Annotated in this window: 15 protein-coding genes; 11 read left to right on the forward strand and 4 right to left on the reverse strand. The window is 61.1% G+C overall.

Features of this window, described 5'->3' with window-relative positions; translation table 11 throughout:
- Window positions 1–6: 6 nt before the first annotated feature.
- A complete protein-coding gene (locus ACOZJV_RS32515) occupies window positions 7–2,400 on the reverse strand; it encodes a PAS domain-containing sensor histidine kinase (protein WP_421549391.1) in 2,394 nt (797 codons plus the stop codon).
- A 74-nt stretch (window positions 2,401–2,474) separates the two neighbouring features.
- Here ACOZJV_RS32515 and ACOZJV_RS32520 point away from each other — a divergent pair, with 74 nt between their 5' ends.
- Entirely contained in the window at window positions 2,475–3,470 is a 996-nt protein-coding gene (locus ACOZJV_RS32520) for an alpha/beta hydrolase family protein (RefSeq protein ID WP_421549392.1), read from the forward strand.
- A gap of 40 nt (window positions 3,471–3,510) precedes the next feature.
- Here ACOZJV_RS32520 and ACOZJV_RS32525 read toward each other — a convergent pair whose 3' ends face one another.
- Genes ACOZJV_RS32525 through ACOZJV_RS32535 form a run of 3 tightly spaced genes read right to left on the reverse strand, consistent with a single transcriptional unit; the run spans window position 3,511 to window position 5,976 of the window.
- Window positions 3,511–4,278 carry a TerB family tellurite resistance protein gene (locus ACOZJV_RS32525; RefSeq protein ID WP_078472881.1) on the reverse strand — a complete coding sequence of 256 codons (768 nt, stop codon included), beginning with the start codon at window positions 4,276–4,278 and terminating at the stop codon, window positions 3,511–3,513.
- A gap of 1 nt (window position 4,279) precedes the next feature.
- On the reverse strand, window positions 4,280–4,954 hold the full coding sequence (gene murU / locus ACOZJV_RS32530) for an N-acetylmuramate alpha-1-phosphate uridylyltransferase MurU (RefSeq protein WP_078472880.1): 675 nt from the start codon (window positions 4,952–4,954) through the stop codon (window positions 4,280–4,282).
- A complete protein-coding gene (locus tag ACOZJV_RS32535) occupies window positions 4,951–5,976 on the reverse strand; it encodes an aminoglycoside phosphotransferase family protein (protein ID WP_421549393.1) in 1,026 nt (341 codons plus the stop codon). The genes murU and ACOZJV_RS32535 overlap by 4 nt, the downstream gene beginning before the upstream one ends.
- 130 nt (window positions 5,977–6,106) lie before the next feature.
- Between ACOZJV_RS32535 and ACOZJV_RS32540 the strand changes: the two genes are divergently transcribed.
- From ACOZJV_RS32540 to ACOZJV_RS32585, 10 genes are all read left to right on the forward strand, one after another.
- Window positions 6,107–8,881 carry an LPS-assembly protein LptD gene (locus ACOZJV_RS32540; RefSeq protein ID WP_421549394.1) on the forward strand — a complete coding sequence of 925 codons (2,775 nt, stop codon included), beginning with the start codon at window positions 6,107–6,109 and terminating at the stop codon, window positions 8,879–8,881.
- Window positions 8,862–10,178, forward strand: coding sequence for a peptidylprolyl isomerase SurA (gene surA / locus ACOZJV_RS32545; protein ID WP_020295468.1), 1,317 nt, complete (start codon window positions 8,862–8,864; stop codon window positions 10,176–10,178). Before ACOZJV_RS32540 ends, surA begins: the two co-directional genes overlap by 20 nt.
- A complete protein-coding gene (gene pdxA, locus ACOZJV_RS32550) occupies window positions 10,175–11,164 on the forward strand; it encodes a 4-hydroxythreonine-4-phosphate dehydrogenase PdxA (RefSeq protein ID WP_078472877.1) in 990 nt (329 codons plus the stop codon). Before surA ends, pdxA begins: the two co-directional genes overlap by 4 nt.
- Complete coding sequence (gene rsmA / locus ACOZJV_RS32555; RefSeq protein WP_421549395.1) at window positions 11,161–11,979, forward strand: 16S rRNA (adenine(1518)-N(6)/adenine(1519)-N(6))-dimethyltransferase RsmA; 819 nt, start codon at window positions 11,161–11,163, stop codon at window positions 11,977–11,979. The genes pdxA and rsmA overlap by 4 nt, the downstream gene beginning before the upstream one ends.
- Before the next feature lie 122 nt (window positions 11,980–12,101).
- On the forward strand, window positions 12,102–12,482 hold the full coding sequence (apaG, locus tag ACOZJV_RS32560; RefSeq protein ID WP_020295465.1) for a Co2+/Mg2+ efflux protein ApaG: 381 nt from the start codon (window positions 12,102–12,104) through the stop codon (window positions 12,480–12,482).
- Window positions 12,482–13,366, forward strand: coding sequence for a symmetrical bis(5'-nucleosyl)-tetraphosphatase (locus ACOZJV_RS32565; RefSeq protein ID WP_421549396.1), 885 nt, complete (start codon window positions 12,482–12,484; stop codon window positions 13,364–13,366). Before apaG ends, ACOZJV_RS32565 begins: the two co-directional genes overlap by 1 nt.
- A 33-nt stretch (window positions 13,367–13,399) precedes the next feature.
- A complete protein-coding gene (gene glpE, locus ACOZJV_RS32570) occupies window positions 13,400–13,729 on the forward strand; it encodes a thiosulfate sulfurtransferase GlpE (protein WP_078472874.1) in 330 nt (109 codons plus the stop codon).
- A gap of 297 nt (window positions 13,730–14,026) precedes the next feature.
- Entirely contained in the window at window positions 14,027–15,949 is a 1,923-nt protein-coding gene (locus tag ACOZJV_RS32575) for a PrkA family serine protein kinase (protein ID WP_078472873.1), read from the forward strand.
- Between the two features lie 118 nt (window positions 15,950–16,067).
- Complete coding sequence (locus ACOZJV_RS32580) at window positions 16,068–17,339, forward strand: YeaH/YhbH family protein (protein ID WP_421549397.1); 1,272 nt, start codon at window positions 16,068–16,070, stop codon at window positions 17,337–17,339.
- Entirely contained in the window at window positions 17,336–18,898 is a 1,563-nt protein-coding gene (locus ACOZJV_RS32585) for a SpoVR family protein (protein ID WP_421549398.1), read from the forward strand. Before ACOZJV_RS32580 ends, ACOZJV_RS32585 begins: the two co-directional genes overlap by 4 nt.
- The last annotated feature ends 5 nt before the right edge of the window (window positions 18,899–18,903 follow it).

The following is an 18,903-nucleotide window of genomic DNA, read 5'->3' on the forward strand; positions in this document are numbered from 1 at the left end:
CACGGCCTATGGATCCAGCGGCACCCGAACGGTGAGGGACGTGCCCTCACCCTGCTCGCTGTGCAAGTCCAGGCTGCCGCCCATGATCAACACCCGTTCACGCATACCCACCAACCCGAAGGATGTGGGGCGGCCGGAGTCGACCACGAAACCCTGGCCGTCATCACTGATGCTCATGCACAACTCGTTGCCCTCAAGCACCAGGCTCAGTTCGACAGTATGCGCCTGGGCATGGCGCATGACATTGGTCAGGGCCTCTTGCAGGATCCGAAACAAACCAATGGCCTTGGCATCGCTGAGCAAGGGCAGGTTGTCCGGCACCTGCACCAGGCACGGGATCTGGGTGCGCGCCTCGAAACGCCGGGCCTGCCATTCGATAGCCGAGGCAATCCCGGCGTCGAGGATCGGCGGGCGCAAGGCCGTGGCCACATCGCGGACCAGTTGGAACAACTGGGCGATCAGGCGCTTCATGCTGTTGAGACGCTCCTGCAGACCAGGATCGAGCTGGGCATAGGCCAGCTCGCACATCGAGGTTTCCAGCTTGAGCACCGTCAGCATCTGCCCCAGCTCGTCATGCACCTCACGGGCGATACGGGCCTTTTCCTCTTCGCGCACGCTTTCCAGGTGCGCCGACAGTTCCCGCAGTTGCTCGCGAGAGGCGGCCAGCTCCAGTTCGATGCTCTTGCTTTCGCTGATGTCCCAGACGATGCCGTCCCAGACAAAGGCGCCATCGTCGAGACGGCGGGTCACGGCCTTGATCTCGGCCCAGCGCTGCTCGCCCTGGCGCGTAAGAATCCGCCCCTGCCAGGACCAGTCGCTGTCGGTGTCCAGGGCCAGGTCCTGGGTCCGGTGGTAGCTGGCCTTGTCATCCGGATGGACCAGGCTGCGCAATCCGGTATCGCGCTGGCTGAGCACCGCTGGGGCGTAACCCACCAGGCTCTCGCTGCCTTCGCTGATGTAGGCGAAATCGATCTGCCCGGTGACCGGCGCCCGCTCCAGGCGGAACACCAGCCCCGGCACGTTGGCGGCGATGCCTTGCAGCCGCGCCTCGCTTTCCTGCAACGCGGCCAAGGCCCGACGGCGTTCGGTGACGTCGTTGAGGTACACCACCAGGTACTCGCTGTCGCGAAAGCGCAGGAAGCTCAGGGACACATCGGCCGGCAGGATGCTGCCATCGTCCCGCACGCAACGGGTTTCAAAACTCTGCGCGGCGCCCTCGCTGGCCCGAGCGCGCTTCCACAAGCCGAGCCAGCGGTCCATGTGCAGGGTGGGTTCGAAGTCGATCAGCGGGCGGTCGATGACCCCGCCTGCGGGGTAACCGAGCATGTCTTCGGCGGCCCGGTTGGCGTAGCGAACGTGGCTGTCCCAATTGACCCAGAGAATGCCCACGGTGCTCTGGTCGATGGAAAACTGGGTCAGGCGCAGCGCCTCCTCGGCCGTTTCACGCAGGGCGATATCGGCCCGGGCCGCCAGCAGGCGCTGCTCCAGTCCACGCTGTTGGCGCCGCTGCCAGAACAGTATCCCCAGGCAGGCGAAAAACAGCACCGCGAACAACAGGCTGAGGTTCTGCCAGAACCCCGGGGACTCGGCCAGCCGTGGGTATTGCGGCTGCAGCCAGCGATTGTGCAACTGCTCGATGTCCCGGGCGGGAATGGCATGCAACGCGCGCTCGATGATGCCGGCCAGCTCCGGCCAGTCACGGCGCGTGGCGACCCGCAGCAATTGCGGCAGGCCGATATCACCGACCACCGCCAGGCCGGCGAACTCCGGTTCGCTGGACAAGCGGCTGAGTTGGGCCTCATCGATCACCGCATAGCGCGCCTGCTGACTCAACAGCAGTTGCAAGGCCTGGCGCTCCAGCGGCACCCCTTGCAGATTCAGATTGGGATAAGTGGCCCGCAGGTAGTCAGCCACGGCACCGGGCATGCGTACGGCTACCCGAGATTGGGCGTCGAGTTTCTCCAGCTCCACCGCGCCGGCGCCCTGGCGTTCGCCGACCACCAATTGCGGGACTCGCATATAAGGGTCGCTGAATTGCCACAGGCGCAGGCCGGCGGGGGTCTGGGTCAGGCCTGGCGCGAGGTCCACCTCACCTTCGCGCAATGCTCTCTCCAACTGCGCCTGATCCGGAAAGTTACGCCAGCTCAGCTCGACCTGCAGCGCCCGGCCCACCCACTGCATCAACTCGACGTTGACCCCGGACAACCGCTGCAAGCGCCGGTCGTATTGGGCGAGGGGCGCCTGCAACACCACGCCAACCCGCAGCTCAGGGTGCTGGACCAGCCATTCGCGCTGTCCGGCACTCAGGTTAGCCGCAGGCACATGGGGCCCGGGAGCCGCCCAGGCCATCAAGGGAAAACTCAGCCAGCCGATAACCAACAGACAGCGAAAAAGCATCATCCGAACTCTCGCACACTGACAAATACTGACCAACCCATTAGGCTGCCGGAATTACTTCTGGCCTGGAATCTCCGATGCCCTTCGTTTACCGCTCGGCACTGAACGCATTGTGCCTGTCGCTGCTGTTGCCTTGTGCCCTTTCCGTCCAGGCTGCCGATCCGGCGCCTGCTGCCGGCGACAAGGCGGCCCAGGAAAAACCCGCCGAACGCCAACCCTTGCTGGAGCGTAGCCAGGAAGATGCGCTCGCCCTTGAGCGCCGTATTCCGCAACAGGAACAACAGCAGTTGCAGGCTGGCGGCGACACCTTCCTCGCCCTGTGGAAACCGGCCAACACCAGCGAGCCCCAGGGCGCGGTGATTATCGTCCCGGGCGCCGGCGAAACGGCTGACTGGCCGCAAGCAATCGCTCCGCTGCGCAACAAACTGCCGGATGTCGAATGGTCCAGCCTGAGCCTGACCCTGCCAGACCTGTCGAGCGAGGCCAGCACGCCACGCATCGTCGAAGCCGCCCCGACGCCGCCGACCAAGGACACCAGCAGCAAGGACGCCAGCACCGAAGCCAAGCCGATCGAACAGGCTGCTGGCGGTGAAGCCGATATCGCCGATCGCGCGGTGGCCGAGAGCACCGAAGAACAAAGCAAGGCCGATGCCGAGCGGATCTTCGCCCGGATCGACGCCGCCCTGGCCTTTGCCGAGCAGCAGAATGCCCGCAGCATCGTCCTCCTCGGACACGGCACGGGCGCCTACTGGGCCGCGCGCTACCTGAGTGAAAAGCAGCCCTCCCAGGTGCAGAAATTCGTCATGGTCGCCGCCCAGGTGCCGACCAATGCCAAGCCGCCGTTGGCCGAGCTGACCCCGACCCTGAAGCTGGCGACCGCGGACTTCTTCTATAAAGACACGCCCCTGGCGCAAAAAGCCGCACTCGAGCGACTCCAGGCCAGCAAACGGCAAAAGACGTCGACCTTTACCCAGATCGCCCTCAAGGCCTTGCCCGGCAACAGCGCGGCGCAGCAGGAGCAGCTCTTTCGCCGTGTGCGCGGCTGGCTGAGCCCGCAGCCCGTCGCCGACTGAGCCTTGCGCCATCGCGGCCCCGGCCACGATGGCGGCTGTTTCAGCGGAAGTCCCGACGTTCACGGATCAGCGTATAGGCACTGTGCAGTTCACGGGTTTTCTCCGTGGCTTCACGTACCTGAGCCGGTCCGGCGCCGCTGCCGGCAATCTTGTCCGGATGGTGGCGACTGAGGAGGCGCCGGTAAGCGCGCTTGATCTGGGCCGGCTCACTGGTGCTCGATACGCCGAGTAGCCGCAGCGCTTCCTGATACGCCCCGGCACTGCTGAGCGCAGGCTTTCTAGCCGGCTCGTAATCCGCCGCCAGTGCCTGCACCTGCTGCGGCGTCCATCCCAGCCACTTGCCCCAGAGTTGAATCAACTCGCGCTCGGCGCTGCTGGCCCGCGCGTCAGCCCAGACCATGCGCCAACAAGCTCGCAACACGCCCTCGGTGGCATGGGGCTGCGCGCTCAGGCGACGCAGGTAGCCGCGCAGGGAATCGTTGCCCGACTTGCCCCGGTTGAACGCGGCAATGGCCCGGCGCTGCGCCGACTCGTTCATGTCCAGCGCGCGCATTTCCTGGCGCGCCTGCTGGATATGGCCATCCACCACCTGACCATCGCTCTTGGCCAGACGCCCGAGCAAGACAAACAGCAGTTCATCGTTGCGCAGCGCCGGGCGCCCGCCCAGGCGCTCGCGCAGTTGCGCCCAGCTGTGCAGTTGCAGGCGCCGGTCCAGCGCCTGGCCCAACAGCGCACCCAATATGGCCCCCGGAATACTGGCTATGGCATAGCCCGCTCCGGCTCCGATCAGAGTCCCTGGCCACCACATATCAGCGACTCGCTTCTAGCAATTGTTCCACCTGTGCCAGGCGCTCGACGGTGCCGACATCGACCCAGCGGCCCTGCATGTGCTCGCCACTGACCTGACCACGAGCCATGGCCTGGCGCAGCAACGGCGCCAGCTTGAACGGACCGGGCACGCAGTCGGCGAACAGCTCGGGGTGCATCACCGAAATACCACTGAAGGTCAGGGCCTCGGCGCCGGGCGTCGCGTCATGCAGCAGGCCGTTTTCCAGGCAGAAATCACCGCCGCCCGGGTGATGGGGCGGGTTGTCCACCATCACCAGGTGAGCCAGGCCGGGACGCGGCTGGCGCAGGGTAGCGAAGTCGTAGTCCGTCCAGATGTCGCCATTGACCACCAGGAACGGCTCAGTCCCCAGCAACGGCAGGGCGCGGAAGATCCCGCCGCCGGTTTCCAGGGCCTCGGCCTCCGGCGAATAGGCAATGCTCAGCCCGAACGCCGAGCCATCGCCCAGGTGATCTTCGATCTGTTGCCCCAGCCAGGCATGGTTGATCACGACCTGGGTAAAACCTGCCGCAGCCAACGCCCGCAGGTGATATTCGATCAGCGGGACACCGGCCACGCGAATCAGGGGTTTGGGGGTGGTCAGCGTCAACGGGCGCATGCGCTCGCCTTTGCCGGCCGCAAGAATCATTGCCTTCATTGCGCGGCTCCAGGCGAACGGCCCAGGCTGGCCAACAACTGGCCCAGTTCCGCCAGTTCAGGCCGACGCGCCACCACCGCTTCTATATAAGCGAAGAAGCGCGGCACATCGGCCAGGTAGCGCGGCTTGCCATCGCGATGGCAGATCCGCGCGAAAATACCGATCACCTTGAGGTGACGCTGCACGGCCATCAGGTCGCTGGCGCGCAGGAAGTCTTCAACATCGGCGTGCACCGGGATGCCAGCACGACCGGCTTGCTGCCAATAGTCCTCGAGCCAGCCGCGTACCCGGGCCTCAGGCCAACTGAGGAAGGCGTCCTTGAACAGGCACGTGACGTCGTAGGTCACGGGGCCGTAGACCGCGTCCTGGAAGTCCAGCACGCCTGGATTTGGCTGGCTGAGCATCAGGTTGCGCGGCATATAGTCGCGATGCACCAGGACCTTGGGCTGGGCCAGGGCACTGTCGATCAGCACCTGGCTGACCCGCTGCCACTGTGCTTGCTGCTGCGGATTCAGCTCTACCGCCAGCTCGCGCCCCACGTACCATTCGGGGAACAATTGCAGCTCGCGGCGCAACAGGGCGTCATCGTAGCTGGGCAATGGCGCCTCCATCGGCAGCTGCTGAAAAGCCAGCAATGCCGCCAGCGCATCCTTGAACAAGGTGTCGGCATTCTCTTCGTTGATCACGTCCAGGTAGGTCTGATTACCCAGGTCGTTGAGCAAAAGAAAACCGCGCGGTAAATCCTCGGCATAAATTTTCGGCACATTTATGCCGGATGTGGCCAGCAAATGAGCAATATCCACGAAGGGTTTGCAGTTTTCCTGGGGCGGCGGAGCATCCATTACCACAAAGCTGCGCCCCTCCCCCTGCCAGCGGAAATACCGGCGGAAACTCGCGTCGCTGCTGGCTGCAGTCAATGTGGCCGGGGGTACGGCACCCCAGCCATGGGCGGCGTAAACGATTGCCAACTGCTCATCGAGCCAAACTTTCAGGTGTTGCAAGCGTACATCTTGGTCAGGCATTGCAAGGGTCTCCGACGGCGCTAGCCGTCAAGCGGGTCATGCTTTATTATCCAGCATCTTTTTCAGACCATCGAGAGGCGTGCGGCCCACACCGCGGGCAGATGGCACGCAGGAAGCCCGGACTAATAAGATGGCATTGAAATCCCCCGCGTTTCGTAAAAAATTTCCGTTGTTGGTTACTGGCAGTTTGCTGGCCCTGCAACCTCTAGCCACTTCATTCGTGGTCGCCGCGGAACAGTATGACTGCTCAGTCTCTGCTTCCGGTGCCTGGGACTGTGCGCCGAAAACCAACTCGGCCCAATTGCCGCCGCGGCCGGTGCATGACGCCAGCTCGGTCAGCTCCAGCAGCCCGACCCCGACAGACAGCGGCTCCACCGCAGAAGCCGGTGACAAGCCGGTGCTGGTTACCGAAGCCAAAGGCCGTGGCCTCAAGGCTCGCAGCGCCGACTACAGTCACCTCGACTGGGTACCGCGGGAGAAGCTGACCCCTGCCCAATTGGCTGAGACCGGTCCTTACTGCTCTGGTAGCTATATCGAACCAATTCGTCCTGGCATGAATGACAAGACGAATAAAAGTGACGCCCCGACCTTTATCGGCGCCAAGGCATCGCGTTATCAGCAGGATGAGCAGGTTGCCACCCTCGCCGGTGACGTGGTCATGCGCCAGGGCAGCATGCAGGCCGAGGCTGACGAAGCCAGCCTGTATCAGGCCGAGAACCGTGGCGAACTGAACGGCAACGTTCGGGTGCGCGACAACGGCGCCCTGCTGGTCGGCGATCACGCTGAAGTCCAGCTCGACACCGGTGAAGCCAAGGTCGACAACGCCGAGTACGTGCTGCACAAATCGCGGATTCGCGGTAACGCGCTGTACGCCAAGCGTGCGGAAAACGCCATCATCCGCCTCAAGGATGGTACGTACACAACGTGCGAGCCGAACAGCAACGCCTGGCAGCTCAAGGGCAACAACATCACCTTGAACCCGGCCACCGGCTTCGGCACCGCGACCAACGTGACCCTGCGCGTCAGAGACATCCCGGTCCTGTACACGCCGTACATCTACTTCCCGATCGATGACCGTCGCCAGTCCGGCTTCCTGCCGCCAAGCTTCAGCAGCGGTGGCGAAAGCGGATTTACCCTGGTCACACCGTACTACTTCAACCTGGCACCCAACTACGATGCCACGTTGTACCCGCGCTACATGAGCAAGCGCGGCATGTTGATGGAAGGCGAGTTCCGCTACCTGACCAAGTCCAGCGAAGGACAGTTCGGTGGTGCCTACCTCAACGACGACAACAACGAGCGCAGCCGTCAGTCCGATTACGAGAAGACGCGCTACATGCTCAACTGGCAGCACAAGGGTGGCCTGGACTCTCGCGTCCTGACCGAGGTCGATTACACCAAGATCAGCGATCCTTATTACTTCCAGGATCTGCAGACCGACCAGATCGGCGTCGAAAGTCAAAGCTTCGTGAACCAGCAGGGCGCAGTGACCTACCGCGGCGATAACTACACCGCGCGTGTCAATGCCCAGGCTTATGAACTGGCCACCGTTTCCGAGATCACCCCCTACAATCGCCTGCCGCAAATCACCTTCAATGGTGCGCTGCCTTACCACCCAGGCGGGGTGAACTTCGCTTATGAAACTGAAGCGGTCCGGTTTGAACGGGATCTGCAAAATGGCATGTTCACCGACGAGGGCGGCCTCTCCACTCGCCGCCTGGATACCTATGTCACGGGCCTGACTCGCGCCAACGGTACTCGTTTGAATGCCGCTCCTAGCGTCGAACTGCCGCTGAACTGGACCTACGGCTATGTCACGCCGAAGCTCAAGTACGAGTACACCAAGTACGATCTTGACCTCGATGGCACCGGCAAGTCGCAAATGGCCACCGCGGGCCAGAAATTCAAAAGCTCCCAAGACCGTGCGATTCCGATCGCCAGTGTCGACAGCGGCCTTTATTTCGACCGCAACACCCAGCTGTTCGGCAAGACCTACAACCAGACCCTGGAGCCACGCCTGTTCTATCTCTATGTTCCCGAGAAGGATCAGGACGATATTCCGGTGTTCGACACCAGCGAATACAGCTTCAACTACGCCTCGCTGTTTCGTGACAATCGCTTCTCCGGCTCCGACCGTGTCGGCGACGAGAACAAACTGTCGCTGGGCGTGACCAGCCGCTGGATCGAAGAAAACGGTTTCGAACGTCAACGGGTATCCGTCGGCCAGGCGCTGTACTTCAAGGACCGCGAAGTTCAATTGCCGGGTGTGGTCGCCAAGGACCGCTCCGACGCGCAGTCCAATGTGTCGCCTATCGCCATGGACTACGAGTTCCGCTTCAACCGCGACTGGCGCGCAACCGCCGACTACAACTGGGATCCGGACAGCCACAGCCCACGCTCGGGCAGCGCGATGTTCCACTACCAGCCTGAAGACAACCCGAACAAGGTCATCAACGCCGGCTATCGCTATCGCAACGACCAGGTGGTCTACAACCAGTTGACCGGCAAATGGCAATTCGGTGGCGACTACGGTACCCCGGGTGACGAGAACTTCGTGAAGGACTACTACAAGATCCAGCAACATGACTTCTCCGTCATGTGGCCGATCGTTCCGCAGTGGAACCTCATCAGCCGCTGGCAGTACGACTACGCCCGCAACCGTACCCTGGAAGCCTTCGGTGGTTTCGAGTACGACAACTGCTGCTGGAAACTGCGCCTGATCAATCGCTACTGGGTTTCCAACGACGAATACACGCAGATCGCTCCTCTCAATGAAAAAGGCGACCACGGCCTCTTCCTGCAAATTGTCCTCAAAGGGCTGGGCGGGCTGACTGGTACCAAGGTAGAGAGCTTCCTCGACAAAGGCATCCAAGGTTATCGTGAACGTGAAGACCAAGCTTTCTGATTGTCTGCGCCCGCTGATGCTGGGCGCGCTGTTCCTGGGTACCGCGGCCAACGCCGCGGTGCAATCCATCGACAAGGTCGTGGCCATCGTTGATAACGACGTGGTCATGCAAAGCCAGCTGGACCAGCGGGTTCATGAAGTGCAGCAGACCATCGCCAAGCGTGGCGCCGGCCTGCCGCCGACCAGCGTATTGGAACAGCAGGTACTGGAACGCCTGATCGTCGAAAACCTGCAACTGCAGATCGGCGAACGTTCCGGCATCCGCATTACCGATGAAGAGCTGAACCAGGCCATCGGCACCATCGCCCAACGTAACAACATGACGATCGATCAGTTCCGCGCCGCACTGGCTCACGATGGCTTGTCTTATGAAGACGCCCGTGACCAGGTCCGTCGCGAAATGATCATCAGCCGTGTTCGTCAGCGCCGGGTAGCCGAGCGCATCCAGGTTTCCGAACAGGAAGTGAAAAACTTCCTGGCATCGGACTTGGGCAAGATGCAACTCTCCGAAGAGCTGCACTTGGCCAATATCCTGATTGCGACCCCGGAAAGCGCCAACTCTGAAGCCATTCAGAATGCTGCGCGCCAGGCGATGGACGTTTATCAGCAACTCAAGCAAGGTGCGGACTTCGCCCAATTGGCAATTGCCAAATCCGGCAGCGACAACGCTCTGGAAGGCGGCGACATGGGCTGGCGCAAGGCGGCGCAACTGCCGCCTCCGTTCGACCGTGAGCTGAGCAGCATGGCTGTTGGCGACATCACCCAACCAGCGCGCACACCTGGCGGCTTCATTATCCTGAAGCTCCTGGAGAAACGCGGTGGCGGCAATCAGGTGCGCGATGAAGTGCACGTGCGTCACATCCTGATCAAGCCAAGCGAAATTCGTAGCGAAGAAGAGACCAAGCGCCTCGCGCAGAAGCTCTACGAGCGGATCGAAGCCGGTGAAGACTTCGCCGAACTGGCAAAAAGCTATTCGGAAGACCCGGGATCGGCACTCAACGGCGGCGATCTGAACTGGATCGACCCGAACGCCCTGGTTCCAGAGTTCCGCGAAGTGATGGCCAAGACCCCACAAGGTCAGCTTTCGAAGCCGTTCAAGAGCCCATATGGCTGGCACGTACTGGAAGTCCTTGGCCGTCGCGCCACCGACAGCACCAGCCAGGCCCGTGAGCAGCAAGCGATGACCGTACTGCGCAACCGCAAATACGACGAAGAGCTGCAGACCTGGTTGCGTCAGATCCGTGACGAAGCCTACGTCGAGATCAAACTCCCTGGCGCCGACCAGGCTGCACAGTGAAACCCCAGCGTTTCGCTGTGACACCCGGCGAGCCGGCCGGCATTGGTCCTGACCTGTGCCTGCTGCTCGCCTCGCAACCCCAGCCGCACCCCCTGATCGCCATTACCAGCCGCGACCTGCTCCTTGAGCGGGCCGCGCAGCTGGGTGTGGCTGTCGACCTGTTGCCGGTCACCCTGGCGAACCTGCCGGATGCTCCTGCGCCGGCCAACAGCCTGTATGTCTGGGACACGCCACTGCAAAACAAGGTCGTTGCCGGTCAACTGGATCAGGCCAACGCCGCGTTCGTCCTGGAGACCCTGACCCGCGCCGGCCAAGGCTGCTTGGATGGACATTTTGCCGGGATGATCACCGCCCCCGTACACAAAGGCGTGATCAACGACTCCGGCATTGCGTTTTCCGGGCATACCGAGTTCCTGGCCGACCTGACCCACACCGAACAAGTGGTGATGATGCTTGCGACCCACGGCCTGCGCGTAGCCTTGGTGACCACCCATCTGCCGCTGCGCGAGATTGCCGACGCCATCACCAGCGAACGCCTGGAACGTGTCACCCGAATTCTGCATGCCGACTTGCGCAACAAGTTTGGCATCGCCCAGCCACGCATCCTTGTCTGCGGGCTCAACCCTCATGCCGGCGAAGGCGGGCATCTGGGCCATGAAGAAATAGACATTATCGAACCCACCTTAGAGCGCTTGCGCACCGAAGGCATGGACCTGCGTGGTCCGTTGCCCGCCGACACTCTGTTTACCCCCAAATATCTGGAGCATTGCGACGCAGTGCTGGCGATGTACCACGACCAGGGCCTGCCCGTACTGAAGTACAAAGGCTTCGGCGCGGCGGTCAATGTGACCCTCGGCTTGCCGATCATCCGCACCTCGGTCGACCACGGCACCGCCCTGGACCTGGCCGGCAGCGGCAGGATCGACACCGGCAGCCTGCAGGTCGCCCTGGAAACCGCCTACCAGATGGCCGAGACCCGTATATGACCGAGCATTACCAACACCGAGCGCGCAAGCGTTTCGGCCAGAACTTCCTGCACGACGCCGGCGTCATCGATCGCATTCTGCGTTCGATTCATGCCAAGCCCGATGACCGCCTGCTGGAAATCGGCCCGGGCCAAGGGGCACTGACCGAAGGCCTGCTCAACAGCGGCGCACAACTGGACGTGGTTGAACTGGACAAGGACCTGATCCCGATCCTCAACCAGCAATTCGCCGGCAAGAGCAATTTCAGCCTGCATCAGGGCGATGCCCTGAAGTTCGACTTCAAGTCCCTGGGCGCCGAGTCGAATAGCCTGCGGGTGGTCGGCAACCTGCCCTACAACATCTCCACCCCGCTGATCTTCCACCTGCTGCAGAACGCCAGCCTGATTCGCGACATGCACTTCATGCTGCAAAAAGAAGTGGTGGAGCGCCTCGCTGCCGGTCCGGGTGGCGGTGATTGGGGGCGGCTGTCGATCATGGTGCAGTACCACTGCCGCGTGGAGCACCTGTTCAACGTCGGTCCGGGCGCGTTCAACCCGCCACCGAAAGTCGACTCGGCCATTGTGCGCCTGGTACCTCACGCCGTGCTGCCGCACCCGGCCAAGGATCACCGCCTGCTGGAGCGCATCGTCCGCGAAGCCTTCAACCAACGCCGCAAAACCTTGCGCAACACCCTCAAGGCCCTGCTGACCAGCGCCGAAATCGAAGCCGCCGGCGTCGACGGCAGCCTGCGTCCGGAGCAGCTCGACCTGGCCGCGTTCGTACGCCTGGCCGACAAGCTCAGCGAGCAGCCTGTGGATAACCCAAGCGCCAGCTGACACGCCATGAGCGTTATCGGGTAGGACGCCAGGCGCGATGTCTGGTTTACTACCCGATACTTGGCCTAGACTGAGTCTCATCCGTCTTGTCCCGCGCCCCGCTTGCTTTTAAGGCCTCTTGCATGTCCGATCCTCGCTATCAGGTCGACGTCAGCGTCGTCACCCGCTTTCTGGCAGAACAATCCCAACCCGAGCAAAATCGCTTTGCCTTCGCCTATACCATCACCGTCGAGAACCATGGGCTGCTGGCAGCCAAGCTGCTCTCGCGGCACTGGGTCATCACTGATGGCGACGGTCATGTCGAGGAAGTTCGCGGCGCCGGCGTCGTCGGCCAGCAGCCGCTGATCGCCCCGGGCCAAAGCCACACCTACAGCAGTGGCACAGTGATGACCACCCGAGTCGGCGCCATGCAGGGCACCTATCAAATGCTCGCCGACGACGGGCAGCACTTTGATGCCGTCATCGCCCCCTTTCGCCTGGCGGTGCCCGGAGCCTTGCACTGATGGCGACTTACGCCGTCGGCGACCTGCAAGGCTGCCTCGAACCGCTGAAATGCCTGCTTGAACAGGTGGCCTTCGACCCAACCCGGGATCGCCTGTGGCTAGTGGGAGACCTGGTCAACCGTGGTCCGCAGTCCCTGGAAACCCTGCGCTTTCTGTATGGCATGCGGGAGTCGCTGGTCTGTGTACTGGGCAATCACGACCTGCATTTACTGGCGGCGTGGCGCAATATCGAGCGCCTGAAAAAATCCGACACCCTGCGTCCGATCCTCGAAGCTCCCGATTGCCCGGAGCTGATGCAGTGGCTGCGCCAGCAAAAGCTGATGCACTACGACGAACAGCGCAACATTGTCCTGGTCCACGCAGGCATTGCGCCACAGTGGTCAATCAAGAAAGCCCTCAAGTGCGCCGCAGAAGTCGAAGAAGCACTACGTGACGACAATCTGTTCCAGCCTTATCTGGATGGCATGTACGGCAACGAGCCGGCGAAATGGGACAGTGACCTGCAAGGCGTGACCCGGCTGCGGGTGATCACCAACTACTTCACCCGCATGCGTTTCTGCACCAGCGAGGGCAAGCTCGACCTCAAAGGCAAGGAAGGCGTGGATACCGCGCCTCCCGGCTACGCCCCCTGGTTCAGCTATAAAGAGCGCAAAAGCAAAGACGCGAAGATTATTTTCGGACACTGGGCAGCCCTGGAGGGCAGATGCGACGAGCCCGGCATCTTTGCCCTCGACACCGGTTGCGTCTGGGGCGGCGCCATGACGCTGCTCAATGTCGACACCGGTGTCCGCCTGCAATGCGCCTGCGATGCCCAGGGCCATGCCAGCCAGCAGCCCTCACCCCCCAACCCGATAGCGCCACAGCCGGTCACGACCAAGCACTAGACCGCGCCTTTATTCAGGCCCCAGGAGCCCGCCATGAGTGAATTCAAACGCATCCCCCCCGATCAGGCCCAGTCGCTGCGCGAACAGGGCGCGGTCGTGGTCGATATCCGCGATCCGCAGACCTACGCCCTGAGCCACATCAGTGGCTCACAGCACCTGGATAACCACTCCATCAGTGACTTTATCCGTGGCGCCGATCTCGACGCCCCGCTGGTCGTGGTCTGCTATCACGGCAACTCCAGCCAAAGCGCGGCAGCCTACCTGGTCAGCCAGGGTTTCTCCGACGTCTACAGCCTGGACGGCGGCTTCGAACTGTGGCGCACCACCTACCCGGCCGAAACCGCCCAAGGCCAAGCCGAATAAATTTTTTCCAGGCTCTAGCCCGCGTGCTACGCGGGCTGGGCAGCGGCAGACGAACGGTCAGTCGCAACTAATTACTCATCTCGCCTTTACCTCTCGGATTCCGAACTATCCTTAGCCTCAGGCCATCCAAATCAGGGGAGAGCCGGTACACCGGCGCACGGGTCATCGGTACTAGCTTTCAAGGTAGATAGCTTTGAAAGTGTTCTGGGGGGTAAACAGCAACTGGACTTTCAGTTGCATGCCAGCACTTGACTGACTGATCCGGCGACGGCTCCACGTATCGAGCGAGGTGACGTCATGAGTATTTTTAGCCACTTCCAACAACGCTTCGAATCCACACGCCAGGAAGAGTTCTCGCTGCAGGAATACCTGGAGCTATGCAAAAAGGACCGAAGCGCCTATGCCTCCGCCGCCGAGCGCCTGCTATTGGCCATTGGCGAGCCCGAACTGCTCGACACGTCGACCAATTCGAGGTTATCGAGGATCTTTTCCAACAAGGTGATCCGCCGCTATCCGGCCTTTGAAGACTTCCATGGAATGGAAGAATGCATCGATCAGATCGTCTCCTACTTCCGCCATGCCGCTCAGGGCCTGGAAGAGAAGAAACAGATCCTCTACCTCCTCGGCCCGGTGGGCGGCGGCAAGTCGTCCCTGGCGGAAAAACTCAAACAACTGATCGAGAAGGTGCCCTTCTACGCGATCAAGGGCTCACCAGTCTTCGAGTCGCCCCTGGGGCTGTTCAACGCCACTGAAGACGGCGCCATCCTCGAAGAAGACTTCGGCATTCCTCGGCGCTACCTCAATACCATCATGTCGCCCTGGGCCACCAAGCGGCTCTCCGAGTTCGGTGGTGATATCAGCCAGTTCCGGGTGGTCAAGCTCTATCCGTCGATCCTCAACCAGATCGCCGTGGCCAAGACCGAGCCGGGTGATGAAAACAACCAGGACATCTCCGCGCTGGTGGGCAAGGTCGATATCCGCAAGCTGGAAGAGTTCCCGCAGAACGACGCCGACGCCTACAGCTACTCTGGCGCCTTGTGCCGGGCCAACCAGGGCCTGATGGAGTTCGTGGAGATGTTCAAGGCACCGATCAAGGTGCTGCACCCACTGCTGACCGCCACCCAGGAAGGCAACTACAACAGTACCGAAGGCCTGGGAGCGATCCCGTTCACCGGGATCCTGCTGGCCCACTCCAACGAATCGGAGTGGCACACCTTCCGCAACAACAAGAACAACGAAGCCTTCATCGACCGTATCTACATCGTCAAGGTGCCGTACTGCCTGCGGGTCAGCGATGAAATCAAGATCTACGACAAACTGCTGTTCAACAGCTCCCTGGCCAAGGCCCATTGCGCGCCTGACACCTTGAAGATGCTGGCGCAGTTCACTGTGCTTTCGCGGCTCAAGGAGCCGGAAAACTCCAACATCTACTCCAAAATGCGGGTCTACGACGGGGAAAACCTCAAGGACACCGATCCCAAGGCCAAGTCGATTCAGGAATACCGGGATAACGCCGGGGTGGATGAAGGGATGAACGGGCTCTCGACCCGCTTCGCCTTCAAGATCCTGTCCAAGGTGTTCAACTTCGACCCCCATGAAATCGCCGCCAACCCGGTGCACCTGTTGTACGTGCTGGAACAGCAGATCGAACAGGAGCAATTCCAGGCCGAAACCCGGGAACGCTACCTGCGCTTCCTCAAGGAATACCTGGCGCCGCGCTACATTGAATTCATCGGCAAGGAAATCCAGACCGCCTACCTCGAGTCCTACAGCGAGTACGGACAGAACATCTTCGACCGCTATGTGCTCTACGCCGATTTCTGGATCCAGGACCAGGAATACCGCGACCCGGAAACCGGCGAGATCCTCAATCGCGTGGCACTGAACGAAGAACTGGAAAAAATCGAAAAACCGGCCGGCATCAGCAATCCGAAGGATTTCCGCAACGAGATCGTCAATTTCGTGCTGCGCGCCCGTGCCAACAACAATGGCAAAAACCCGACCTGGCTCAGCTACGAAAAACTGCGGGTGGTTATCGAGAAGAAAATGTTCTCCAACACCGAAGACCTGCTCCCAGTCATCAGTTTCAACGCCAAGGCCAGCAAAGAGGACCAGCAGAAACACAACGACTTCGTCACACGCATGGTCGAACGCGGCTACACCGACAAACAGGTACGGCTTCTTTCCGAATGGTACCTACGGGTCCGGAAGTCGCAGTGACGCAGCTGCAAGCTTCTAGCTACAAGCTGTAAGAAAGAAGTGTGTGAACCGGAAATCCGGGTAGTCGCTTCTGCTTGCAGCTTGCAGCTCACAACTTGAAGCTGCCCGGAGGGCCACCATGAGCTATGTGATCGACCGACGTCTCAATGGCAAGAACAAGAGCACGGTAAACCGCCAGCGTTTCCTGCGGCGCTACCGTGACCACATCAAAAAGGCCGTCGAAGAGGCCGTCAGCCGCCGCTCCATTACCGACATGGAGCATGGCGAACAAATCAGCATTCCCGGTCGCGATATCGACGAGCCGGTGCTTCACCATGGCCGCGGCGGCAAACAGACCGTGGTGCATCCCGGCAACAAGGAGTTCACCAGCGGCGAGCATATCGCCCGCCCGCAAGGGGGCGGCGGCGGCAAAGGTCTGGGCAAGGCCGGCAACTCCGGCGAAGGCATGGACGAGTTCGTGTTCCAGATCACCCAGGAGGAGTTCCTCGAATTCATGTTCGAGGACCTTGAACTGCCCAACCTGGTCAAACGCAACCTGACCGGCACTGATACCTTCAAGACCGTACGCGCCGGCATCAGCAACGAAGGCAACCCGTCGCGCATCAACATCATCCGCACCCTGCGCTCGGCCCACGCACGGCGCATCGCCCTGTCCGGCAGCAGCCGCGCCAAGCTACGGGAAGCAAAAGAGGAGTTGGCCCGATTAAAGCGGGAAGAACCGGACAACTTCGGCGATATCCAGGAACTGGAAGCAGAAATCGAGAAACTCAGCGCGCGCATCCATCGCGTGCCCTTCCTCGACACCTTCGACTTGAAGTACAACCTGCTGGTCAAGCAACCCAACCCCAGTTCCAAGGCTGTCATGTTCTGCCTGATGGACGTCTCAGGCTCCATGACCCAGGCGACCAAGGACATCGCCAAGCGCTTTTTCATCCTGCTGTACCTGTTCCTCAAGCGCAATTACGACAAGATCGATGTCGTCTTCATTCGTCACCACACCAGCGCCAGGGAAGTCGACGAGGAGGAGTTCTTCTACTCCCGGGAAACCGGCGGCACTATCGTCTCCAGCGCCCTGAAGCTGATGCAGGAGATCATGGCCGAGCGTTATCCGAGCAACGAATGGAACATCTACGCAGCCCAGGCGTCGGACGGTGATAACTGGAACGACGACTCACCGATCTGCCGGGACATCCTGATCAATCAGATCATGCCCTTCGTGCAGTACTACACCTACGTGGAAATAACCCCACGTGAACACCAGGCCTTGTGGTTCGAATACGAGCGAATCGCCGACGCCTTTTCTGACACCTTCGCCCAGCAGCAATTGGTCTCGGCCGGAGATATCTATCCGGTCTTCCGTGAACTCTTCCAGCGCAGGTTAGTGACATGACCGCCAGAGAGCAGAAACGCCAGCCCATCTCTACCGGCTCGGAATGGACATTCGAGCTGATCCAGGCCTACGACCGCGAAATCAGCCGTATCGCGGACCGCTACGCCCTGGATACCTACCCCAACCAGATCGAGGTCATTACCGCCGAGCAGATGATGGACGCCTACGCGTCAGTCGGCATGCCCCTGGGTTATCACCATTGGTCCTACGGCAAACACTTCCTCAGCACCGAAAAATCCTACAGCCGCGGCCAGATGGGGCTGGCCTACGAGATCGTGATCAACTCGGACCCATGCATTGCCTACCTGATGGAAGAAAACACCATCTGCATGCAAGCCCTGGTGGTGGCTCACGCCTGCTATGGCCACAACAGCTTTTTCAAGGGTAACTACCTGTTCCGCACCTGGACCGACGCCAGTTCGATCATCGATTACCTGGTGTTCGCCAAGCAGTACATCATGCAGTGCGAGGAGCGGCACGGCATCGACGCGGTGGAAGACCTGCTGGACTCCTGCCACGCCCTGATGAATTACGGCGTCGATCGCTACAAACGCCCATACCCGATTTCGGCCGAAGAAGAACGGCGGCGGCAGAAGGACCGCGAAGAACACCTGCAGAAGCAGATCAACGACCTGTGGCGCACCATTCCCAAAGGCGCGGACAAATACAGCGACAAGGACAATGCGCGCTTCCCCGCCGAACCTCAGGAAAACATCCTCTATTTCATCGAAAAACATGCGCCGCTGCTGGAGCCTTGGCAGCGTGAAATCGTGCGGATCGTGCGCAAGATCGCCCAGTATTTCTACCCACAACGCCAGACCCAGGTGATGAACGAAGGCTGGGCGACCTTCTGGCACTACACCTTGATGAACGACCTGTATGACGAAGGCCTGGTGACCGACGGTTTCATGATGGAGTTTCTGACCTCGCACACCAGCGTGGTCATGCAGCCCGGCTTCGACAGCCCCTACTACAGCGGCATCAACCCCTACGCCCTGGGCTTCGCCATGTATCGCGATATTCGTCGTATGTGCGAAGAACCCACCGACGAGGACCGCCACTGGTTCCCGGACTTGGCCGGGACAGATTGGCTGTCGAGCATCAAGTTCGCCATGAGCAGCTTCAAGGACGAAAGCTTTATCCTGCAGTACCTGTCACCGAAGGTGATCCGTGACCTGAAACTGTTCAGCATCCTCGATGATGACCAGAAGGATGACCTACTGGTGCCAGCCATTCACGATGAAGGGGGCTATCGGACCATCCGCGAAACCCTGGCTGCGCAATACAACCTGGGGAATCGCGAACCCAACGTGCAGATCTGGAGCATCGACCGCCGCGGCGACCGCTCGCTGACCCTGCGTCACCAGCAACATGACCGCAAGCCCCTGGGCGACTCCACGGATGAGGTGCTCAAGCATCTGCACCGCCTCTGGGGGTTCGACATTCACCTGGAAACCCTGCAGGGCGACCAGATCATGAAAACCCACCACGTGCCGCCCAAGGGCGAGCACAGCGAAGGTGACTACGGCCGCCTGGACTTGGCCGTCATCCATCTTTAAGCCGA

Origin of the sequence: Pseudomonas sp. QD4, from assembly GCF_049199125.1 — a bacterium.
In the GTDB taxonomy this organism is placed as follows: domain Bacteria; phylum Pseudomonadota; class Gammaproteobacteria; order Pseudomonadales; family Pseudomonadaceae; genus Aquipseudomonas.